The organism is Acinetobacter sp. WU_MDCI_Abxb74, from assembly GCF_025513915.1.
In the GTDB taxonomy this organism is placed as follows: Bacteria; Pseudomonadota; Gammaproteobacteria; order Pseudomonadales; family Moraxellaceae; genus Acinetobacter; species Acinetobacter calcoaceticus_C.
Map to the genome: position 1 here is coordinate 101739 of NZ_JAHPRP010000008.1, position 24327 is coordinate 126065.

Sequence of the window (24327 nt, forward strand, 5' to 3'; positions counted from 1 at the left end):
ACAGATTCAGTGACCTATGGCATATGGTTCGATTTTCGCCATAGGTTGCTGATCTTAACAAAGGAATTCAAAAAGGAATTTAATATGACAACGGCTCGTCATTCAGATACAGAAAATTCTCCTGATCATCTGCAACGAAAATTGTCTAACCGTCATTTACAACTGATTGCAATTGGCGGTGCAATTGGAACTGGCCTATTTATGGGCTCGGGCAAAACTATCTCCCTCGCAGGTCCTTCAATCCTTTTGATCTATATGATCATTGGAGGAATGTTCTTTTTCTTGATGCGCGCAATGGGCGAGTTGCTCCTTGCAAATCTGCATTACAAATCTTTTGTTGATATGGCTCATGACCTGATCGGTCCATGGGCTGGTTATTATTTGGGCTGGACCTATTGGTTAGGTTGGGTGTTGGTGGGTATTGCTGATCTTTCTGCGGTCATTAACTATTTAGGTTTCTGGCTGCCCGATGGCGCGAGCTTCTCTCCAACTCAACAAGCTATGATTAGCGCAGGCTGTGTATTGTTTGTGATGGGTCTTAACCTTCTGACAGTACGTCTGTTTGGTGAAATCGAATTCTGGTTTGCACTCATTAAGATCTTGGCCATTATTGGTCTAATTGGTGTGGGTGGCTACATGATTTTTAGCCATTTCCAAGCTCCGCAAGGTGCTGTTGCAAGCATGAGTAATGTTTGGTCGCATGGCGGTTTATTCCCGAAAGGTACGGAAGGCTTCTTGGCTGGTTTCCAGATAGCCGTGTTTGCTTTTGTCGGAGTTGAACTTGTAGGTACAACGGCTGCTGAAACGAAAGATCCAGAGAAGAATTTACCAAAAGCAATTAACGCGATTCCGATACGTATTATTTTGTTCTATGTATTAGCGCTCTTTATTGTGATGTCAGTAACACCATGGGATCACATTCGCGCAGATAAAAGCCCGTTTGTTGAGTTATTCTTAAATGCGGGTATTCCGGTTTCTGCCATCATCATGAACTTGGTGGTGCTATCTTCCGTTATGTCTTCAATGAACAGCGGTGTGTTTTCAACCAGCCGTATGCTGTTTGGTTTATCAAAAGATGGTCAGGCACCGGGTGCATTTGGTCGTTTATCAAAACGTGCCGTACCTTCAAATGGTTTGATTTTCTCTTGTATCTTTATCATGGGCGGAGCGGTACTTCAGTACTTTGTTCCAAACACCATGGAAGCATTTACGCTGGCAAGTTCACTCTGTGTGATTCTATTCATTAGTGTCTGGAGTCTCATCATGGTGTGCTATTTACGCTATCGAAAATTACGTCCTGAATTACATGAAAAATCAAATTTTAAAATGCCGGGTGGCATTTGGATGAGCTATTTGGTTCTAGCATTTATGCTTTTCACTCTGGTGATTTTGGCACTCGAGCCAGATACTTTGAAAGCACTCTATATCAGTCCAGTATGGTTGATCATTTTAGGAGTCACCTATCACGTGCTCTATAAACCACGCTTGAAAAAGCTAGGACGCGAACTCGTCAACGATCATTAAGTTTTATTAAAAAGCCAATCTATCATGATTGGCTTTTTTCATTTTTATCTGATTTTTTATCGGAATAATATTGTTTATTTTTGAGCCAATGGTGCGATTTTGAGGGTATTGGGAAAGTACATATAGCATTATCGCATGCTACACTCCGGCTAATCTGGAGAATCCAGAGCAATTAATTAAAATTGCCGTGAAGGCAGTACATAAATAATGTGACTTAAAAAAAAACAGGACAAACGATATATCAATTAAGGAAAAATATACTTGAACATCCTGTCCTGATGTATAGACTCAGCAACCCACGATATACGGTTCGTTTTTCTCCCTATAGGTTGCTGATTTAAGTTAAGCAAAATATAAAAAGGACTTCTAATATGACAATGGTTCATCATTCAGATGAGGCAAGCTCCCCTGATCATTTACAACGGAAATTAAATAATCGCCATCTACAAATGATTGCAATTGGCGGCGCAATTGGAACCGGCTTATTTATGGGGTCGGGCAAAACAATCTCCCTCGCAGGTCCTTCAATTCTCGTGATTTACATGTTAATTGGTGGCATGTTCTTTTTTCTGATGCGTGCATTGGGTGAACTACTGCTTGCTAACTTACATTACAAATCATTTGTCGATATGGCATACGACTTAATCGGCCCAGGGGCTGGCTACTATATAGGCTGGACCTATTGGTTAGGCTGGGTGTTAGTGGGTATTGCCGATCTTTCTGCGGTCATTAACTATTTAAGTTTCTGGCTGCCAGAGGGCACAAGTTTCTCACCCATGCAACAGGCCATGATTAGTGCAGGCTGTGTACTCTTCGTTTTAGGGCTTAACCTTCTTACTGTGAAGTTGTTTGGTGAAGTTGAATTCTGGTTCGCACTCATTAAGATCTTGGCTATTATTGGCCTGATTGGTGTGGGTGGTTATATGATTTTAACTCACTTCCAAGCTCCTCATGGTCAGGTCGTGAGTGTAAGTAATGTGTGGTCGCATGGCGGCATATTTCCAAAAGGTGTAAGCGGATTTTTGGCAGGTTTCCAGATTGCCGTGTTTGCCTTTATTGGCGTTGAGCTGATTGGTACAACCGCCGCTGAAACCAAAGATCCAGAGAAAAATCTGCCAAAAGCAATTAATGCGATTCCAATTCGTATTATTTTATTCTATGTGTTAGCACTCTTTGTTGTGATGTCAGTGACACCATGGGATCACATTCGCGCAGATAAAAGCCCATTTGTTGAGTTATTTTTAAATGCGGGTATTCCGGTTTCTGCCATCATTATGAACTTGGTGGTGCTGTCTTCAGTCATGTCTTCTATGAACAGCGGTGTGTTTTCAACCAGTCGTATGCTGTTCGGTTTATCGAAAGATGGTCAGGCGCCAAGTGCATTGGGGCGTTTATCAAAACGTGCCGTACCTTCAAATGGTTTAATCTTCTCATGTATTTTCATTATGGGCGGAGCGGTACTTCAGTACTTCGTGCCTAACACGATGGAAGCATTTACTTTGGCAAGTTCACTCTGTGTGATTCTCTTTATTAGCGTATGGCTTCTGATCATGGCTTGCTATTTACGTTACCGTAAGTTGAGTCCAGAGTTACATGCTAAATCGACCTTTAAAATGCCGGGCGGGGTGTTGATGGCGTATGTCGTCATTGCATTTTTCTTGTTCACTTTAGTGATTTTGGCACTAGAGCCAGATACCTTAAAAGCATTATATGTCAGTCCATTATGGCTAGTTGTTTTAGGTGTTAGCTATTACGTGTTTTATAAACCGCGCATGAAAAAACTAGTCCAAGAAACTTTTGATTAATTATTAATAATTTCAAAAAAGCCGATCTACTATGATTGGCTTTTTTATTCAGATTTTTAGTCAACCAGTAAATGTTGATATTGATCGGCTTGCTTACGCAAATAATCCCAAACCAGTTTAATACGCGGTTCATGCTGTAAATCAACAAAGGTCAACATCCAGAAGGTATGGGTAAAGCGAACTTGCTGTTCTAAAACGACGTCAAGTTCTGGTTTATCATCTGCTAAAAACTTGGGTAAAATCGCAAGCCCTGCGCCAGCACTCACTGCAATCTGTTGGGCTAAAATACTGCTACTGCGGAAGTTGGCATTAAGCTTTAAGGGCAAGCGTTCTAAACAGTACAACTCAGGGCTATACACCAGATCATCAATATAATTCACGAAGCGATGCTGGGTTAAATCTTCTAAACCGTGAATAGGCGGGTTTTGAGCCAGATAGTTTTTGCTACCATAAATTTTTAAACAATAGTCAGACAAGCGCGTAATGATGTAGGGCCCAGAAGTGGGACGGTCAATTGACACCACAATGTCGGCTTCACGGTGTGAGAGCTTAATCATTTTTGGCACTGGAATCAGGTCGATGGTAAGCAGAGGATATTGGATAGAGAACTCTGCTAGTAAGCGGGCTAAAAATGCGGTACCAAAGCCTTCAGGTGTGCCAATTCGCACACGACCTTGTAAAGGTTGATGCGGTTTTTCAATTTGTAAGAAAGCTTGTTCCATTTGTTCAACACGAGGAACCAGTGCCATCCCTTCCAAAGTCAACTCATAACCAGTGGCTTCGCGCTTAAATAACGTCGTACCTAAAGCGAGTTCTAGCGCCTGAATCCGTCTTGCAACCGTACTATGCTCTACCCCAATAATACGCGCAGCATTGGTTAGAGTTTTAGTGCGAGCTAAAACCAGAAAAAAATGTAGATGATCCCAATCCACTTTCATTTTTGTTGTCATCCCTGTGCATATTTGCACATCAATCGTGCATGAATTTGCGTTGGTGGTCAAAGCTTTCTTTGCTAGTCTCAATTGAAACTGGAATAAAGAAAATATGATTAAAAAGTATTTTCTAATAATTGAACACAATAAAAATATGGCCTACGGAGAGGTTATGAATACAATCCAAAAAATCGAATTGGAAACCGCTAAATTACTCATTAACGGAAACTTTATCGAATCTAAAACACAGGAATGGCAAGACATTGTTAACCCTGCAACTCAGGAAGTGATTGGTCGCGTACCATTTGCAACGGTTCAAGAAGTCGATGCTGCTATTCAAGCTGCACAAGATGCTTTCGCTTCTTGGCGCCAAACCCCAATTCAGGCACGCATGCGAATTATGCTTAAGTTACAAGACTTAATTCGTACCAATATGAAGGAAATTGCGCAGGTACTGACGGCTGAACAAGGCAAAACCTTGGCAGATGCAGAAGGCGATATTCAACGTGGTTTAGAGGTGGTTGAACATGCTTGTTCAATCGGTACTCTACAAATGGGTGAATATGTCGAGGGTGTGGCACGTGGTGTAGACACTTATACTTTGCAGCAACCTTTGGGTGTTTGTGCTGGCATTACGCCGTTTAACTTTCCAGCGATGATTCCACTGTGGATGTTCCCAATGGCGATCGTTTGTGGCAATACCTTTGTTTTAAAACCATCAGAACAAGACCCGTTATCAACCATGATGCTTGTTGAGCTTGCGATTCAAGCAGGTATTCCGGCAGGTGTACTTAACGTTGTGCATGGCGGTAAAGAAGTGGTTGACCGTTTATGTACGCATAAAGACATTAAAGCGATTTCATTTGTGGGTTCAACTGCTGTCGGAACGCATGTTTATAACCTTGCAGGGCAACATGGCAAACGTGTGCAGTCGATGATGGGTGCAAAAAACCATGTGGCTGTCATGCCAGATGCCAATAAAGAACAAACCTTAAATGCCTTGGTGGGCGCAGCGTTTGGTGCAGCAGGGCAGCGCTGTATGGCATTGTCGGTTGCAGTCATGGTGGGTGAAAGCAAACAGTGGATTCAAGAATTAGTCGAAAAAGCGAAAACCTTAAAAGTGAATGCAGGCCATGAGCCTAATACCGATATTGGCCCTGTTATTTCAAAACGTGCTAAAGCGCGTGTGCTTGATTTAATTAATAGCGGTGTTGAGCAAGGTGCAGAGCTGCTACTCGATGGCCGCGATGTTCAAGTGCAAGGCTATGAATCGGGCAACTTTGTTGGCGCGACGATTTTTAGTGGCGTAAATACCGACATGCGTATTTATAAAGAAGAAGTCTTTGGACCTGTACTTTCAATTATTTGTGTAGACACCCTTGAGGAAGCGATTGCGCTCATCAATGCCAACCCATTTGGTAACGGTGTGGGCTTATTTACACAAAGCGGCGCGATTGCGCGTACTTTCCAAAACCTCATTGATATTGGTCAAGTCGGTATCAATATTCCAATTCCTGTGCCAGTGCCTTTCTTTAGTTTTACGGGTTCAAGAGGCTCAAAACTTGGTGACTTAGGGCCATATGGCAAACAAGCTGTACAGTTCTATACCCAAACCAAAACCATTACTAGTCGCTGGTTTGAAGACAGCCATGAAGTTGGTGCAGTAAACACAACCATTAGTTTACGTTAAGGGGATCACGGATGAATATCGCCTTTATCGGTCTAGGAAATATGGGCGGCAGAATGGCCCATAACCTACTTAAAGCCGGAATCAAAGTTTATGGTTATGACCTCAGTGAAGTTGCTATTCAGCACTTCGCCGAGGCAGGTGGCGTGGTATGTGACAGTCCGCAAGCAGCGGCCAAACAAGCTGATGTGGTCATTAGCATGCTACCTGCTGCCAAGCATGTTAAAGAAGTTTACTTGGGTGAAAATGGTGTATTAGAGGTGCTAAAAACAGGTAGCCTATGCATTGATAGCAGTACCATTGACCCGCAAACCATTAAAGATATTGCCGCTGTTGCGCAGAGCAAAAATATTAAAATCTGTGATGCGCCAGTTTCAGGTGGGACCATTGGTGCTCAGGCGGGAACCTTAACCTTTATGGTGGGTGCCGATGAGCAAACCTTTAACGAGGTAAAACCTGTTTTAAGCCACATGGGCAAAAATATTGTTCATTGTGGTGATGTTGGTGCAGGTCAAATTGCCAAAATCTGCAATAACCTGATTTTGGGTATTTCGATGGCTGCCGTTGCTGAAGGTATGGCACTCGGTGTGAAGTTAGGCATTGACCCGCAAGCATTGGCAGGTGTAATTAACACCTCAAGTGGACGCTGCTGGAGTTCGGATGTGTGCAACCCATGGCCGCATATTAATGAAAATGCGCCAGCGTCTAGAGGCTATCAAGATGGTTTTGCTACACAACTGATGCTGAAAGATTTAGGTCTCGCTGTCGAGGCTGCAGGCCAAGTCAAACAGCCAATTTTATTAGGCGGTATGGTGCAACAGCTTTATCAGCAAATGTGCATGCGTGGTAATGCCAATCTCGATTTCTCGAGCATTATTCAGCAATATTTGCCACAAGAGGCATAACGGCAAAGCCAAAGGATGGCTTATAGATGAAACTCTGTCGTGAATAACAACAAATCCAGACTGAGGGAAAAGAATTATGGATTATCAAAATGCTGTGCAAGCTTTCGATTTGGAAAGTACCGCAAAACAAATGCTATCAGGCTCACTCGATGCATTAAATGCCTGTTATGAATGCTGTGATAGACACGCAGATGGCGACAAAATTGCGCTGTATTGGCAAGGAAAAGACGGCCGAAAAGAGCAATACACCTTCCGTGAATTAAAAGAGTGGTCGAGTCAATTTGCGAACTTTTTAAAATCACAAGGTGTGAAAGCAGGTGACCGTATTTCAGGTTTATTACCAAGAACACCTGAACTGATCGTGACTATTTTTGCAGCTTGGCGAATTGGTGCAGTTTATCAACCGTTATTTACTGCATTTGGCCCAAAGGCGATTGAGCACCGTATTCAGCTTGCTCAAAGCAAGTTGGTGGTGACCGATGTGGTTAACCGTAGCAAACTCGATGAAATTGAGAAATGTCCTCCAATTGTGACGGTTGCTGATGTACAAGGTACTCCACTCAAAGCAGATGATTTTAATTTCTGGAATGAAGTGAAGCTGCAGTCCGATCAATGCGAATTGGTTATGCGTAGCATCCAAGATCCATTTTTACTGATGTTTACTTCTGGAACCACAGGGCCAGCGAAACCATTGGAAGTGCCATTAAAAGCACTGATTGCCTTTGGACGATATATGCAAGATGCCATTGGTCTAACCGAAGAAGATTCGTTCTGGAATATTGCCGATCCAGGTTGGGCTTATGGTCTGTACTATGCGATTACTGGGCCGTTATTTTTGGGCCATGCCACTTTGTTTTATGAAGGTGGTTTCAGCACAGATAGTCTATGCCAAATTGTGAAGGATTATAAAATTAACAATTTGGCAGGTGCGCCGACTGCTTACCGTATGATGATGGCAGCTGATCCAGCACAGATGGCGCCGTTAAAAGGACTATTTCGTGTCGTTAGCAGTGCAGGTGAGCCGCTTAACCCAGAAGTGATTCGCTGGTTTAAACAAGTCTTAGATGCTCCGATTTATGACCACTATGGACAAACCGAAGTGGGCATGGTGGTGTGTAATCATCATGGTTTAAAACATGAAATACGTGCAGGTGCGGCAGGTTTCCCAAGTCCGGGCTACCGTGTTGCGATTGTTAATGAACAAGGTGAAGAGCTTCCAGAAGATACACCGGGAATTTTAGCGGTCGATATTAGCCAGTCTCCGATGATGTGGTTTGGTGGCTATAAAGAAAGCCGAAAATCACCTTTTGTGGGTCATTACTACCTAACGGGAGACACTGCCGAATTACATGCCGATGGCAGCATGAGCTTTGTTGGGCGCAGTGATGATGTAATCACCACATCAGGTTACCGTATTGGGCCTTTCGATGTAGAAAGTGCCTTACTCGAACATGATGCTGTGGTTGAAGCAGCGGTGATTGGAGTGCCTGACCCAGACCGTACCGAAATCGTTAAGGCTTTTGTGATTTTAGCTTCGGGCGTTCAACCCTCAGATACACTTGCTGAAGAACTCAGCCAATTTGTAAAAAAACGACTTTCTGCACATGCCTACCCACGTTTAGTTGAATTTTTGAGTGAATTACCTAAAACTCCAAGTGGTAAAATTCAGCGCTTTTTACTGCGTAATCAGGAAATTGCTAAACAACAAGCTAAAGCAGGGTAAAGGAAATAACAATGCAATTTACCGAAGAACAATTACTCATTCGTGACATGGCGAAAAGTTTCGCCCAAGAACAAATCAAACCCAATGCCAGTGATTGGGACCGAGACGGAACCTTCCCGAAAGAAACCTTGGCTCAAATGGGGCAACTTGGTTTTATGGGGATGCTTGTTTCAGAGCAATGGGGCGGTTCAGACACGGGCAATTTAGCCTATGTATTGGCACTTGAAGAAGTTGCCGCAGCAGATGGCGCAACCTCGACTATTATGAGCGTACATAACTCAGTTGGCTGTGTACCTATTTTAAAATTTGGTACTGACGAGCAAAAAGAGCGGTTTTTAAAACCTTTGGCACAAGGTGAGATGATCGGCGCTTTTGCCTTAACTGAACCACATACTGGCTCTGATGCAGCAGCTCTTAAAACCCGTGCGGTTAAAGATGGCGATGATTACATTTTAAATGGCGCCAAGCAGTTTATTACCTCTGGCAACAATGCAGGCGTAATTATTGTGTTTGCAGTAACCGACCCGAGCGCAGGTAAAAAAGGGATTAGTGCCTTTTTAGTCCCACGCGATACACCGGGTTACGAAGTGATTCGTGTTGAAGAAAAACTAGGCCTGCATGCTTCAGATACGTGTCAGATTGCACTGACAGATGTGCGCATTCATAAAAGCTTAATGCTGGGCAAAGAAGGCGAAGGTTTAAAAATTGCACTTGCCAATTTAGAAGGTGGTCGTATTGGTATTGCTGCACAAGCGGTAGGTTTGGCACGTGCTGCGCTGGAAGAAGCGACCCACTATGCCAAAGAGCGTATCACTTTTGGCAAACCAATCTTTGAGCACCAAGCAATTGCATTTCGCCTTGCTAGTATGGCAACCGAAATTGAAGCAGCCCGACAACTGGTTCACTACGCTGCACGTTTAAAAGAAGCAGGCCAACCCTGTCTAAATGAAGCCTCAATGGCCAAGCTATTTGCTTCGGAAATGACTGAACGTGTGTGTTCGAACGCCTTACAAGTGTTTGGTGGCTATGGCTATCTCAAAGACTTCCCGATTGAACGTATCTATCGTGATGCCCGTATTTGCCAAATTTACGAAGGCACGAGTGATATTCAGCGTTTAGTGATTGCACGTAGTCTATAAAACCAGAACAAGGAATAAATAATGCAGTGGCAAAGTATTTTATTAGAAAAGCGTAATGGGGTTGGACTGATTAAATTAAATCGCCCTCAAGCGCTCAATGCCTTAAACAGCGAATTAATTAGTGAAATTAATCAGGCATTAGATCAGCTTGAAAAAGACCGTGAAATTGGCTGCATGGTGTTAGCAGGCTCAGAAAAAGCTTTTGCCGCAGGTGCAGACATTAAAGAAATGGCCGATCTGAGCTTTCCAGATATTTATTTTGATGACTTTTTTCATCTGGCAGACCGTATTGCACAGCGCCGTAAACCTCTAATCGCAGCAGTCAGTGGCTATGCGTTGGGCGGCGGCTGTGAATTGGCACTCATGTGTGACTTTATCTATTGTGCTGAAAATGCCAAGTTTGGCTTACCTGAAGTTACTTTAGGCGTAATTCCGGGCATTGGTGGTACACAGCGTTTAACTCATGCGATTGGTAAAGCCAAAGCAATGGAAATGTGCTTTACCGCTCGTCAAATGGGCGCTGTAGAGGCAGAGCAAAGTGGTTTGGTTGCACGCGTTTTTAGCAAAGAAGAATTACTTGAACAAACCCTGCAAGCCGCAGAAAAAATTGCAGCACGATCTTTAACTGCAAACATGATGCTCAAAGAAACCATTAACCGAGCTTATGAAGTGAATCTCACCGAAGGCTTACGCTTTGAGCGACGTATGTTCCATTCAATTTTTGCGACATCTGACCAAAAAGAAGGAATGCAGGCTTTCGTTGAAAAACGCCAGCCAAATTTTAAAAATCAATAAGAGATCAATAAAATGAATATAGAAAATCACTTAATGATTGAGCAACAAGGTAAGTTGGGCATCATTACTTTAGACCGTGTGACTCATCTCAATGCATTGTCGTTAGATATGATTGAAGGCATTCAGTCCCAATTGGAACTGTGGCGAAATGATGATGCTGTTCAGGCAGTGTTAATTAAGTCAAATAGTCCCAAGGCTTTCTGTGCAGGTGGAGATATTCGCTATCTCTATGATAGTTATAAAAATGGTACGGCTGATTACAAAGGCTACTTTAGTGCCGAATATAAAATGCTGAATGTACTACGTGAATATGAAAAGCCAGTTATCGTTGTACTCGATGGCTATGTGTTAGGTGGTGGTTTTGGTTTAGCTCAGGCTTGTCATATTGTCGTGAGCAGTGAAAAGTCTAGATTTGCCATGCCTGAAACTGCCATTGGTTTTTTCCCAGACGTTGGCGCAACGCATTTCTTGTCTCGCCTTGATGATATCGGCGTTTATATGGCAATTACGGGTGAGCAGATCAGCAGTAGCGATGCACTCTATCTTGATTTAATTGACTATCATGTGCCAAGCGAGCAGTTACAAGCATTGCAAGAAGCACTTGTTGATACGCCAAGTTTAAGTAAAGAAGGAATTGAGCAAATCATTACCCGATTTATTACTCGTCCTGCCGAAAGTGAGTTAAAGCAACTGACAGAAGGTATCCGTAAACATTTCGGTTTTCAGCATTTAGATGAAATCGAACAAAGTCTTGAAAATGAACAAGATGAAAGCTTAAAGACTTGGGCAAGCAAGATGCTCAGCATTTTGCAGCAACGTTCATTTATCGCTAAACAAACGAGTTTGAAACTACAACATTTAGGCCGTGGGCTCTCTTTGCCGCAATGTATGCAACTTGAGCGTGATTTACAGGATATCTGGTTTGAGCATGGTGACTTTATTGAGGGCGTTCGTGCGCTCATTGTCGATAAAGACAAACAACCACAGTGGCAAGAACGTAATCCGGAGCTAGAGCAAATTTTAGAAAAGCTAAGCTAAGCCCGCATTACAACAATATAAAAAGCTTAAGGAGATAAAGCGAGACCTGAAAATGCTTATGGTCAGGGTTGGTCATAAGCATAAAAAAGACAAAACAAGAAAATCTAAAAAGGAAATTGCGATGCAAACTATACAAGGAAACGGTTCACATTCTAAAAAGTCGTCACATCGACTAGCAGGCATCTCTAGTATGGTCGGCACTACCATTGAATGGTATGACTTCTTTATTTATGGCGCAGCAGCAGCTCTCATCTTTAATAAATTATTTTTCCCCAATCTGGATGCACTTACAGGTGTACTTGCTGCATTTGCAACTTATGCCGTTGGGTTTATTGGGCGACCACTAGGTGGTTTAGTCTTTGGTCATTTTGGTGACAAAATTGGCCGTAAGTCGATGTTGTTACTAACGCTCATGTTAATGGGGATTCCGACGGTTCTCATTGGTTTATTACCAACTTACGAGTCAATTGGCTACTGGGCGGCCATAGGTTTGGTCGTCTTGCGATTCATTCAAGGTATGGCAATGGGCGGTGAATGGGGCGGTGCCGTGCTTATGGCAGTGGAGCATGCACCCGAAGGCGGTAAGGGTTTTTGGGGAAGTTTACCTCAGGCCAGTACAGGTGGTGGTTTAATGCTAGCCTCAATCGCGCTAGGATTGGTGTCATTATTACCTGAGCAAGCACTGTTTAGCTGGGGTTGGCGTTTACCATTTCTTGCCAGCATTATTTTACTGGCAGTAGGTTGGTACATTCGAGTGAAAGTACCTGAGTCACCAGACTTTGAAAAAGTAAAACAGCAGTCTGAAGAAGTCAAAGTTCCTGCCTTACAAGTTTTTAAAAATCATCCGAAGCAACTCATCACGATTATTTTGGCGCGTGCTGCCGAGAACGCATGGTTCTATATTGCCTCAACTTTTACATTGGCTTACACCACTGCCCAACTTGAGATTCCACGCCAAGACATTTTGTTTGCCACCATTTGCGGTGCAATAGTCATTCTATTTATGACACCATTCTGTGGACATTTGTCAGATAAAGTCGGTCAACGCAATATGTTTATGTTTGGGTTATGCGTATTGGCACTTTATTGCTATCCATTTTTTACCATGCTCAACACAAAAGATCCGGTATTGGTCTGGACGGCAATTGTTTTAGCGATTGGTGTGGTCTTTCCAATTATGTATGCCCCACAAGCTCAGCTTTTTGCACGTCAATTTCCGGCAGAAATCCGTTATAGCGGAATCTCAATTTCGGTACAGCTAGCTGGAGTGCTCGGTGGTGGTTTAGCACCACTAATTGCGACGAAGCTTTTAAGTATCGGGCAGGGTAATCCTTACTTAATTATGATTTATATTGGATCTATGGCAGTAGTTGCGATTATATCAACTTCATTTATGCCGCGTGATTGGCAGACTAAAACTGATGAGGCTTACCATAAGAAATCAGAATTAAATTTGAAAACCAAAATTACTGAGCAGTCTTAATATTAAGTTTGAATCTTCAAATAAAGAAAAGCCCTAATCGTTTGATTTGGGCTTTTAAATTTTAGCGAGGGAAACGAGACTTGAACTCATGACCCTAATCTTTGTAATGTCACTAAGATTTTTAGACTTTGATTTAACCAACTACACTTCAATTAAGCATGCAAACATAGCATATCCGTCGATAACCATTGGCGGACCTGCGCGATGAGCACGAAAACCAGCAGCACGTAATAACCGCTCTACACCAAGAGGTGAGGTCGTAATAAGTTGTTTTGCGCCTTGTTCTCTCGCAAAGCTAATTGCTTCTTGCAGAATTGCAATAGAGACTGGCGATGACACTGCTTGATTAGCAGAGGTCGGCGGATTCGAGAAATCTACGGCTGAAAATCTTGATAACTCCCAAATTTCTGGCGAGCAAGGAATAGGCATTCCATTCATTAATTGAGGAAATACTTCACCGAGTAAATAGGGTTGAGTGGTGGGAAGAAGTCTGGCACAGCCAATAATATTAGATTCTCTATCTTGAGCAACGACATAAGCTGTATCGACCTTATCAAATTGGTCTAGTTCTTCATTATTTGGACAGTTTAATTCCCAACCCAAATGTTCAACAAATACCCTGTAGCGGTAACTTTTAAATTTGGTATATAGGCCTTCTGAAAAATTGTTTTGGAATCCAACAATAACATTCATTACAAGTGCTTCCACTTATTTTTCAGGCGACTTTACTCGACAGCTGAAAAGGTGGTAACTGTAAGAATTTACAGGTTTCTACGAGAAATTTGGACTTAATTTAGTCTTTGTATGCGTTGTATTGATTTGAGCATAAATGAACTGTTCCCAAAACAAAGAATCTATTTTTTTTTCGATTAATGTTTCAGTAACATTAAATCCAATATCTGTACCAGATAAATCAACAATCATGATATTGCTTCGAGGTAGTCCAATTCGCTTTAAGCTAGCAATTCCATTGTTCTCAATAAATTCCCAGTCCCATCCGGTACTTAAAGCTGGGCTCCGTGATGTTGCCCATTCAGTAAACCCACAATATAGAATTTGAGAATCTTCAATTTGTGTTGATTCAACAGTAGATATGAGGTGCTGGAGGGGGTAATTCATAAGCTGGTTTTCATTCATCCGAATAAAACCATCTGTTGAGATTGAGAAATCAGGGGGGATTGTGACCATGCTACCTGTTCAAGTGACTTGAATTACAATTCTATAGATAAATAACATAAATTATTGCCAACAAAATACTGTTAGTTTTTACAGGTTAGCCATAATTTGGTGGTACACAACGTTAAGTTGTTCTTTAGAAAGTACTTCGGGCAGCGAGTTTTACTTATGCAGAAATTGAGCCATCTATAGCTTCGATATGAGAGTTGCTTGTTTCAATATTATCAATAGGGTACATTTATCATGTGCATTGTAGATAATATCTATCCTTATTATTAAAAAAATATTTTCGAGATCATTATAATTATTCTACGCTGCACCTAATAATAAATAGAAAACTTATACGGAGTGTATTGTTGGTAAAGGTTATTATTTAGTTAAATTAATAGAAATACACAAATAAGGATAAATAATAGACTTTTTTTGAAAGTAAAAAATACTCATTTTTGGAATAAAATGCGTCCTTTATATTTGAGAATTTCAAGCATAATTCATATATGCAATATAACAACCTTAAAAAGCTTTCTGAAACTAGTTTATCCGAAGAATTTACCACCCTCTCAGGCTCAAAAATGTTGTTAATTGGATTATAAATTCACCATATGCAACTAAAAAAATGATTTATGAATAAGGTCTAATGAGAGTAAATGGAAAATTGGCAAGAGGATTTACTATCAGCATCTCTGATGGTAAAAAATGAATATCAGCTATTTGAGGTCGTCAAATCTACAGCTTTAAAGCTCGGATTTGATTATTGTGCTTATGGTATGCAGGCACCATTATCTATTGCTGAACCAAAAACGATTATGTTGAATAATTATCCTGAAGCATGGCAAAAGCGTTATGTTAAGCAGCAATATGTAGTAGTAGATCCAACAGTACAGCATTGTATGCTGTCACTTCAACCTCTTGTCTGGTCGAGCCAATCTGCGAACACGCAATCTCAAAAAGATTTTTGGGAAGAGGCGCGTTCTTATGGTTTAAATGTCGGTTGGGCACAGTCAAGCCGTGACTTTATTGGTACAAGGGGGATGCTAACACTGGCAAGATCCACTGACCAATTATCAGAAAAAGAGCAGAAAGCTCAATATACAAATATGTATTGGCTGTCCCAGACAGTGCATTCCAGCATTGCTAAAATTGTGAATGACGCAGAATTTGCTCAGTTTAATCTTTATTTAACGAAGCGGGAAAAAGAGGTTCTGCGTTGGACGGCGGAAGGTAAAACGTCAGCAGAGATTGCGCAGATTCTCGGGGTGGCTGAAAGAACCATAAATTTTCATCTTGGAAATTCAATGCAGAAGCTAAATGTAAATAATAAAATTTCAGCAGCGATTAGAGCTGTAATGTTAGGGATTTTATAAAGTTACATATATAAAATAGAGAAATATAATATTTGATTATAATAAGATAAATTATTATTGAATGTGTTTTTTAAATAAAATTAATTATTTAAAGGTGGTTTTAATTAAAATTAAATTTTTTAAAAATAATTTATAATAAGTTTTTAATTTTTAAATTTGGCTTAATTTAATAATTTTATTTTTCTAATATTTAAATGCTGGTAATAAAATGATTTTTTAATTAATAATATTGCTATAGGATTTATATTTTATAAATCACTTATAGGTCAAACAATTTGGTTTGTAGTTTTATATATTAGTCTAAATTTTATATATAAGTTTAAGTTATTCAGATGCAATTTAAAGTAGGTTTATTTTGGAGCTTTATCCTTGTAAGCAAAGGCTATTAAGGAATTTTACCACAATTATTTTTGACATTAAAAAAGAAACCACACAGTAAATTAGATTCTAAATACAAAATCTAGAGTCAAGTTATTAATAAGATAAGAATATGAATAGAGCTTATATTTGGCATGCTAAAAATCTTAGTAAATATTATAAAAATAGAGAAATTGATTTTGAAATTTAATTTAATAGCTAATATTCATAATATTAAACCGAATAAAAATAATTTATGAAAGATATCTAGTGCCTTAATTTTCAATAAAAACTAACCAACCTGTAAACCTTTACAGGTGTAATAAAAAACACTAGCACATAAAATATAATGTGAATTTATATTTTAAACAAAAAAAATATATTCATTTTTATTAAAAGCCCCCGCTAGAAAGGTAATTTCTGAACCAGCGAGTTTTAAGGGTGAATTATAATTAATCGGAGTAAGTTATGGCTGTAATGTGTACGGATAATATCATTGCAACTTTGGAGTCCCACGCAAATTTAAATGGAAGCAAGATTGCTTTTGAATATTTGGGACGCCAATCTGGTGGTATTCAATCTCTGACGTATGCAGATCTGAACATGCGGGTTCAACATCAAGCTCAAGTATTGATGAATCTTGTAGACAGTGGCGAACGTGCCGTGTTGCTGTTCGAGCCAGGACTGGACTTTATCGTATCGTTCTTTGCTTGTCTGAAAGCTAAAATTATCGCAGTACCTGTCAGCTTGCCTTTTAACCGCAACGGTTTTTCTAATATTTTGAATATTATGGATGACTGTGAGCCAAAGATAGTACTCACAACTAAAAAGATTCTTGAACTATCAGGGCTGATCACATTAAAAGCTCAAAATGAAAATTTGATATTGCACGCCGTTGATGCCGAATTGCAGCGTGACTTGGTGGAAAAGGATTTTCCACACATTGCTGAAGAAGATATCTGTTTCCTTCAATACACTTCAGGGTCAACAGGTTGGCCTAAAGGTGTAATCGTCACCCATAAAAATATCATGGCAAATGAAGTCATGATTGCTGAAGCTTTTGGCACACAAGCCGATGATATCGGTCTTACATGGTTACCTGTCTATCACGACATGGGATTGATCGGCTCGGTTTTACAGACCGTGTATGTAGGTCTGACTTGCTATGTGATGTCACCGCTGGATTTTATCCGTAAACCTCTTAAGTGGCTGCAATTCATTAGTGAAAAAGGCATCACGATTAGTGGCGGACCAAACTTTGCCTATGAATTGTGTCTACATCGCATCTCGGATGATGAGGCTGCATCGCTTGATTTGAGCCGTGTGCGTGTGCTGTTTAATGGTGCCGAGCCGATTAAGGCTAATGTCATGCAGCGCTTCATGGAAAAATTCAATACTCAGTCGAAATTGAGACTGGATACTTTCTTGCCGTGCTATGGCTTGGCCGAAGTTACGCTCTTAGTCAGTGGTGTGACTGGTCCTCTCAATGCGATTTCAATCGATCGTGAAAAGTTGAATGCCAATTTGGTGCAGACCAGCCAAGACCAGACAGCCGTGCAAGTGGTGAGCTGTGGAAAGATCTCTACACATATTGATTGTCGTATTGTCAATCCGCATACCCGCAAAGAGGTAGGGGTTGATGAAGTTGGTGAAATCTGGCTAGCAGGCGAGAGTGTCACTGCGGGTTACTGGCAGAAGCCTGAGGTCAATCAGGAAACCTTTGCTGCAACCATCCTCGATAAAGCGGATAAGCCTAGTCAAGTACATTACTTAAGAACTGGTGATATGGGCTTTGTCAAAAATGGAGACTTGTATGTGACCGGTCGCCTTAAGGATGTGATCATCATCCGTGGCAAAAACTATTACCCGCAAGATATCGAGTGCTCCGTCGAAGTGGCGCATCCTGCTGTGCGTAAGGGTTGTGTCGCAGCAGTGAATTTCGGTAATTCTGACGGCATCACGGTTGTACTTGAGATCAAGAAGAAGTCGATAGACAAGACACTTAATTTTGAAACCATCAGAACTCAGGTTAAAGAGCAAGTGGCAGCTGATATCGGCTTACCTGTAGAAGGTGTTTATTTGCTGCATCAAGGTCGGATAAACAAGACCACCAGCGGAAAAATTAGAAGAAGAAAAATTAAAGAGCAAATCGAGCGCGGTCAACTGATCTGTTTAACCCATCCAAACCGTAGAACGGTGATGGCCCGAAACTATGTCAAGAATGGCTTAGAAGTCATCCGTGATCGTGAGCAGCGGGGGCAACTGATTCGTTATAGCTCCAATCTACTCAATTCAATGATCAAGGAACGAGAAGTGCGCGCGCTCATTTTTAATCGACTAAAAAGTGCTTTGTTTTAATCCTTACCCTTTAATCATTTGAGCAAAAACTCATGTCACTTACGTCCAATTTGCGGCAGTTTCAATCTGCTGCTCGTCTGGAGCAAATTTTAGGCTCCGTACATGATACCAATAATGATTTTTCTTGGTCCGCGGCCATCGAGCGTGATGAGAAGGAGCAATATCCTCAGCGTGCTGTTGATTTTCTGAATGCTGTGGGCATGAACCGTTTTTATGTCCCTTCAGAGCTCGGAGGTCGCATGGAAATTGGTGAAGAGTTGTTATATCTGCATCGCGTGCTGGCACGACGTGATCTAACAATTAATTCGACCTATAGCACGAATGCTTGGTCCGTGATCGTATGGATCGGCGGTAACTCTAGTCAATGCGAAAACATCGCTACCCGGATTTTGCAGGGTGCTGCACCAGCGTTGGCTTATAGCGAGAAAGCGCATGGAGCTGACCTGCTATCCAGTGAAGTAACTGCACAAGCTGCCGAGAGCAAGTACATCTTAAATGGTGAAAAGTGGTCGATCAATCGAGCGACTCTAGGTGACTCTTTAAGTCTGATTGCTAAAACATCGGATGACCGTGGACCGCGTAGTCTGAGCGCATTCTGGCTTGATAAGCGTCACATGGCATCTAAAGGAACTTATAGCCTGAATCGCCTGCCAACGGTTGGTATGCGTGGGCTAGATATTAGCGGTATCGGCTTTAACAATGCTGAAATTCACAAAGATGCCCTGATCGGTGAAGAAGGTCAGGGATTGGAACTTGGACTCAAGACGCTACAGGTGACGCGTGCATATTGCAGCAGCTTCTCTCTGGGTGCGGGCGATACGATGCTGCGCATCGCGACCGAGTTTGCTATCGAACGCGAGTTGTATAACAAAAAAGTAATAAGCATTCCGCTAGTACGTGAGCAACTTGCTACAGCCTATGCCTATCTGTTAGCAGCTGAGGTGTTATCACTCGTTGGCGCGCGTGGGCTACACGTCTGTATCAATCAGTTCAGCACATGGTCACCAATCATCAAAGTACTGGTGCCTGAGTATGTAGAGTCACTCGCCAAAATCACCTCTTCAGTGCTTGGGTCACGGTTTTTCTTAAGAAATGCATATGCTGATGGAATGTACCAGAAAGCCTTCAGAGATCATCTGATTGTTAGTGTATTTGACGGCAGTAGTACCGTCTGTCTAGACAGCCTAAGTTTTCAGCTCAAATCTGCCAATAAAGGGCGTAGCAAAAAAGGCGACCATCTCGACCAAGCCGAAGCTAAAGCACGTTATCGCCAGTTGTATGACTTGCAGGTGGAAAACGATGCTATTGATTTCCGCGAGCTTGAGATTTTCAACCGAGATGGTGACTTGGTGATGGAGTCACTGGGAACGATCATTGAGATGCTCAACGATGCTGACGTTACAGTGGAGCTGGCTGCTGAGACGCTGTCCACGCTACGTGAGCGTGCTGATCAGCTTCTTATCGAGCAGCGCACGCTAGATCAAAAAATTCAAGATTATTTCTCAAGTTCAGAAGCGGCTAAAGAGTTCGAAACATTACGTTTCAGCTTAGCCCGCGACTATGCCGAGCTGTTTGCTCGCATTGCTGTGCTGGGTTTCTGGGTCTTTAACCGTCGTGGCCTAAGACCTGCTTTGCAGGATGGTGCATGGCTGATCATTTTCCTAAATGCCGCTGAAGGGCAGACATCCCCTCCAATGACATCACTGCGTGAAAGCACATTGGCAGATCTGCTAGACCGAATTTCAAACAACCATATGTTATCTGTCATCGATTTTGCACTGGCACCGCGTGATGCCAAACCGGTTAAAGAGGATATTACCCCATGAATAAAGATAAAGCTTACTGGAGCGAAATCATTCGCACGCTAGTAGCCAAAGAAATGCGTGTAGAGCCCCAGACTCTTGATCCACAGAAAAAATTTACCAGTTACGGCCTTGATTCTATCGTCGCTTTGTCGGTGTCTGGGGATCTAGAGGATCTGACACAACTGGAACTTGAGCCGACACTACTATGGGATTACCCAACAATTAATGCGTTGGCTGAATATATCGTTTCTCAGTTGCAGCAGGGAGTTGCTTCGTGAACAACCTTGTACGACTGGAACCTGTAATTCTATCGCGCCATGCGATTTCTGCAGAACAGCTCGGCATCTGGTATATCCAGCGGCTTGAGTCGACTTGCAGTGCCTACAATATGGTGGTGGCCTTTGATGTGAAGGTTAACCAACCATTAGGCAACAAGCCGATGGAGATTCTAGAGGCGGTAATGCATGATTATCCGCTGCTGCGTGTAAGCATGCCTGCCAATGATCAGGGTATTGAGCAACTTATCTGGGATCGTATCTATCCTAATATTATCGTGTCTGATGCTCGCCATGTCGATGCGTCTGATTTGACACAATTAGTTGAGCAGGATACGAAGCAACCTTTTGATCTGACTCAGCCACCGCTATGGCGTATTCATTGCTATGAGCGCGGTCAAAATCACTATGTGATTGCGGTTGTGATTCATCATGCCCTAATGGATTTCTGGTCGATCGGTCTCTTGTTGCGTGATGTCTGCCAACGTTTTGGACTTGTTACAGGGTCGGATGTGGTGAACGGAATCGAGTTCGCACAGTATGCAGATAATCAGCAGAGCACAGCGACAGATGATGCTGATGAGAGTCTAATTTTCTGGAAAAATGCGTTACAGCATGCACCACACGTGCATAGCATTCCGCTTGATTATCCACGTCCAGCTGTGCAGCAACATAAAGGCAGCTCACTGGTCTTCCGTGTACCCGAATCAGTGTCATCTGGTCTTGTGAACTTGGCGAAAGATTATGAGATCACGCTGTTCGGACTCGTACTATCGGGTTTCTATATTCTGCTACACAAACTATCTCATGAAAATAATCTAGTCATTGCCACACCAGTAGCTGGTCGACTTGAACGCTCTTTGCGCAATGCACTGGGGCAGTTTGTCAATACGATTGCTATTCACATGGACATCGATGCTGATCAGACTTTACGACAGTTCACACAGCAGGTGCAGGAACAATTAAGACAGAGCCTCAAGCATCAAAAAGTTGCCTTTTCTAGAGTGGTTGAGGCTGTTTCACCAAAGCGTGATGGCAGTATTAATCCATTGGCGCAGGTGGGAATGTTCTGGGAACGTCTAGGCGGCATGGATGAGTTTAAAGAACTACTCTTGCCAATCCAGACTCCAGCGACTTTGGTTGGTCAAGAGCTGACGTTAGGAAGTTTTCCAGTTCGCCAGCAAGAAGGCCAATTAGATCTTACGCTAGAAATGGGTGGTGAATACCAAGGCGAACTCGTTGGCGTACTGAAATACAACTCCGAGCTGTTTTCTGCACAATCTGCCGATAATATGGTGCAACTGCTGCAAGCTGTACTATCAGAGATGGTGGCTCATCCTGAACGTAAGATCGTTGAGTTAGATATCGCACCTGATTATAAGGATGGTATTCAGTTCGATGCCCTACGTGGACAGGCTACTGATTATCCTCAACATGATCTATTGGGAATGATTCTAAAGCAGATCGATGAACGTGGTGATAATCATGCTCTGACCTCGAATGATCATGCGGTTAGTTATCGTGAGTTAGGTCAGCACATCGCTGGTATCGCTGAATATTTGCGTGTACATGGCGTTACTCGTGGCGATCGTATAGGTCTGATGTTAGATCGCACAGCGTTATTGCCAGCAGCAATCCTCGGGATCTGGGCGGCAGGGGCAGCCTATGTACCACTAGATCCTAATTTCCCAAGTGAACGTCTTCATAACATTATCGAAGATGCTGAACCTAAAGTAATCTTGACTCAAACCGAGTTGATGGATGCTCTCACAGTTTCTGTACCGCGCTTAGATATCAATCAAGCTGGTGTTGTGCCCCTTGAGCAAGTACGCGAGACGCTTGCCTTTGGTGAGACCGCCTATGTGATGTACACCTCAGGTTCGACAGGGAAGCCAAAAGGTGTACGTATTGGGCATCCTTCAATCATCAATTTCTTGCTATCCATGAATGATAGATTGCAAGTAACGACTGAGACTCAGCTGTTAGCGATCACCACTTATGCGTTTGATATCTCGATTCTCGAGCTGTTGATTCCGCTGATGTACGGCGGTGTGGTGCATGTTTGCCCACGAGAGGTATCACAAGACGGTAATCAATTGGTAGATTATCTAAATACTAAGTCTATCAATGTTTTGCAGGCAACACCGGCCTCTTGGAAAATGCTCTTAGACAGCGAGTGGAGCGGCAATTTAGAGTTGACCGCACTCTGTGGAGGCGAAGCGCTAGATTCTATACTGGCAGAAAAACTGCTAGGCAAAGTCGGCTGTCTCTGGAATGTCTATGGCCCGACTGAGACCACTGTTTGGTCGAGTGCGGCTCGTATCACTGATGCAAAATATATTGCTTTAGGCGAACCACTGGCGAACACACAGCTCTATGTTCTTGATGAACAGCAGCGTTTAGTCCCGCCGGGTGTCATGGGAGAGCTTTGGATTGGGGGTGATGGTCTAGCAGTTGATTACTGGCATCGACCTGAGCTGACAGATGCGCAATTTAGAACTTTGCCATCGCTGCCAAATGCTGGTCGACTCTATCGTACCGGAGATAAAGTCTGTCTACATACGGATGGACATTTGACTCATCATGGGCGTCTAGATTTCCAAGTCAAGATTCGTGGATTCCGTATTGAACTAGGCGAAATTGAGAATGTTCTCAAGCAGATCGACGGTATTACGGATGCAGTTGTGTTGGTGAAGACCACAGCTGGCAACGATCAGAAACTGGTAGCCTATTTAATCGGACATGAGATTGACATTGCTAATCTGAAAAAGACGATGCAAATCCATCTTCCAGCTTACATGGTGCCAAATACGTTTATTACATTGGATCAGTTTCCAATGACGGCTAACAATAAGCTAGATCGTAAAGCGTTTCCTGAGCCTGTGTTTGAGCAGAGCAATGACTATGTTGCACCGCGCGATCCGATCGAAATCGAGCTCTGTACAACCTTTGAGCAGATCCTGTCGGTCAAACGGGTTGGAATATATGATGATTTCTTCGAGTTGGGCGGGCATTCGTTGCTGGCTGTAAAGCTTATCAATCATCTCAAAAAGGTATTCAGTACCGACCTACCAGTTGCCTTGCTGGCACAGTACTCCACCGTGGAGCGTCTGGCTGAGATCATTCGTGACAATAAAGAAGTCAAACCCTCTATCGTAATCGAGCTGCGCCGCGGAACCTACGAACAGCCGCTGTGGCTGTTCCATCCGATTGGTGGCAGTACCTTCTGTTATATGGAGCTCTCGCGCCATCTCAATCCAAGTCGTACCTTGCGTGCTATTCAGTCTCCAGGCCTGATAGAAGCAGATGCTGCTGAAGTGGCGATCGAAGATATGGCGACACTCTATATTGCTGAAATGCAAAAGACGCAGCCTGAGGGACCTTATTTTCTCGGTGGCTGGTGCTTTGGCGGTGCGATTGCATATGAGATCAGTCATCAGTTGCGTCTAATGGGGCAGCAGGTCACAGGTATTGTCATGATCGATACCCGTGCTCCAATCGCTGAGAATATGCCTGATGATGCTGATGATGCCATGCTTTTATCTTGGTTTGCCCGCGATCTGGCTGCACCTTATGGCAAAAAGCTGACGATACCAGCGCAATATTTGCGTGAATTGAGTCCAGATCACATGTTTGATCATGTACTTAAAGAAGCCAAGGCCATCAATGTTCTGCCTTTAGATGCTGACCCATCAGATTTCCGACTTTACTTTGATACCTATCTAGCCAATGGCATCGCACTTCAGACCTATTTCCCAGAGCCTGAAGATTTTCCGATCCTCTTGGTTAAGGCCAAAGATGAGCTGGAAGATTTTGGGGAAAGTCTAGGCTGGGACCAACTGGTCAAAGACACATTTACACAGGTTGATTTGCCTGGTGATCATTCATCGATTATGTACGCTGAGAATGTCGTGGCTGTTGCCCAGACAATTGATCAGATGTATCCAATTCCCGCATAAGA

General features: G+C 42.5%; 17 protein-coding genes. 14 read left to right on the forward strand and 3 right to left on the reverse strand.

The window, feature by feature from the left end; translation table 11 throughout:
- The first annotated feature begins 84 nt into the window (after positions 1-84).
- Together KTH84_RS13965 and KTH84_RS13970 are read left to right on the forward strand one after the other, a co-directional pair.
- A complete protein-coding gene (locus KTH84_RS13965) occupies positions 85-1524 on the forward strand; it encodes an amino acid permease (protein WP_262473674.1) in 1440 nt (479 codons plus the stop codon).
- Between the two features lie 371 nt (positions 1525-1895).
- Complete coding sequence (locus KTH84_RS13970; RefSeq protein WP_262473676.1) at positions 1896-3329, forward strand: amino acid permease; 1434 nt, start codon at positions 1896-1898, stop codon at positions 3327-3329.
- A gap of 56 nt (positions 3330-3385) precedes the next feature.
- On the opposite strand, the gene KTH84_RS13975 is transcribed toward KTH84_RS13970, so the two are convergent.
- Positions 3386-4267: a LysR family transcriptional regulator gene (locus KTH84_RS13975; RefSeq protein WP_262473677.1), complete on the reverse strand. Its 882-nt coding sequence runs from the start codon at positions 4265-4267 to the stop codon at positions 3386-3388.
- A 166-nt stretch (positions 4268-4433) separates the two neighbouring features.
- On the opposite strand from KTH84_RS13975, the gene KTH84_RS13980 reads away from it, so the two are divergent.
- The 7 genes from KTH84_RS13980 to KTH84_RS14010 all read left to right on the forward strand — a co-directional run bounded on the left by KTH84_RS13980 (position 4434) and on the right by KTH84_RS14010 (position 13031).
- Positions 4434-5951: a CoA-acylating methylmalonate-semialdehyde dehydrogenase gene (locus tag KTH84_RS13980; protein WP_262473678.1), complete on the forward strand. Its 1518-nt coding sequence runs from the start codon at positions 4434-4436 to the stop codon at positions 5949-5951.
- Positions 5952-5962: 11 nt separating this feature from the next.
- Complete coding sequence (gene mmsB, locus KTH84_RS13985; protein ID WP_262473679.1) at positions 5963-6853, forward strand: 3-hydroxyisobutyrate dehydrogenase; 891 nt, start codon at positions 5963-5965, stop codon at positions 6851-6853.
- A gap of 76 nt (positions 6854-6929) precedes the next feature.
- On the forward strand, positions 6930-8576 hold the full coding sequence (locus KTH84_RS13990; protein ID WP_410374403.1) for an AMP-binding protein: 1647 nt from the start codon (positions 6930-6932) through the stop codon (positions 8574-8576).
- Positions 8577-8587: 11 nt separating this feature from the next.
- The gene (locus KTH84_RS13995; RefSeq protein ID WP_262473681.1) at positions 8588-9715 is read left to right on the forward strand and encodes an acyl-CoA dehydrogenase family protein; all 1128 of its coding nucleotides are present in this window, start codon (positions 8588-8590) and stop codon (positions 9713-9715) included.
- A 21-nt stretch (positions 9716-9736) separates the two neighbouring features.
- On the forward strand, positions 9737-10510 hold the full coding sequence (locus KTH84_RS14000) for an enoyl-CoA hydratase (RefSeq protein WP_262473683.1): 774 nt from the start codon (positions 9737-9739) through the stop codon (positions 10508-10510).
- Positions 10511-10522: 12 nt separating this feature from the next.
- Complete coding sequence (locus KTH84_RS14005) at positions 10523-11548, forward strand: enoyl-CoA hydratase/isomerase family protein (protein ID WP_262473685.1); 1026 nt, start codon at positions 10523-10525, stop codon at positions 11546-11548.
- Positions 11549-11669: 121 nt separating this feature from the next.
- Positions 11670-13031, forward strand: a complete 1362-nt coding sequence (locus tag KTH84_RS14010; RefSeq protein WP_262473687.1) for an MFS transporter — start codon at positions 11670-11672, stop codon at positions 13029-13031.
- Positions 13032-13172: 141 nt separating this feature from the next.
- On the opposite strand, the gene abaI is transcribed toward KTH84_RS14010, so the two are convergent.
- On the reverse strand, positions 13173-13739 hold the full coding sequence (gene abaI, locus KTH84_RS14015; RefSeq protein ID WP_262473688.1) for an acyl-homoserine-lactone synthase AbaI: 567 nt from the start codon (positions 13737-13739) through the stop codon (positions 13173-13175).
- A gap of 63 nt (positions 13740-13802) precedes the next feature.
- Positions 13803-14219: a DUF4902 domain-containing protein gene (locus tag KTH84_RS14020; protein ID WP_262473690.1), complete on the reverse strand. Its 417-nt coding sequence runs from the start codon at positions 14217-14219 to the stop codon at positions 13803-13805.
- Between the two features lie 635 nt (positions 14220-14854).
- On the opposite strand from KTH84_RS14020, the gene abaR reads away from it, so the two are divergent.
- From abaR to KTH84_RS14045, 5 genes are all read left to right on the forward strand, one after another.
- Positions 14855-15571 (forward strand): LuxR family transcriptional regulator AbaR, encoded by a 717-nt coding sequence (abaR, locus tag KTH84_RS14025; protein WP_133975919.1) that lies wholly within the window; start codon positions 14855-14857, stop codon positions 15569-15571.
- Positions 15572-16396: 825 nt separating this feature from the next.
- Positions 16397-18286: a fatty acyl-AMP ligase gene (locus KTH84_RS14030; protein WP_262473691.1), complete on the forward strand. Its 1890-nt coding sequence runs from the start codon at positions 16397-16399 to the stop codon at positions 18284-18286.
- A gap of 50 nt (positions 18287-18336) precedes the next feature.
- Entirely contained in the window at positions 18337-20112 is a 1776-nt protein-coding gene (locus KTH84_RS14035) for an acyl-CoA dehydrogenase (RefSeq protein ID WP_262473747.1), read from the forward strand.
- Positions 20109-20369, forward strand: a complete 261-nt coding sequence (locus KTH84_RS14040; RefSeq protein ID WP_004640490.1) for an acyl carrier protein — start codon at positions 20109-20111, stop codon at positions 20367-20369. The genes KTH84_RS14035 and KTH84_RS14040 overlap by 4 nt, the downstream gene beginning before the upstream one ends.
- Positions 20366-24325, forward strand: coding sequence for a non-ribosomal peptide synthetase (locus tag KTH84_RS14045; RefSeq protein ID WP_262473694.1), 3960 nt, complete (start codon positions 20366-20368; stop codon positions 24323-24325). The genes KTH84_RS14040 and KTH84_RS14045 overlap by 4 nt, the downstream gene beginning before the upstream one ends.
- Positions 24326-24327: the final 2 nt, after the last annotated feature.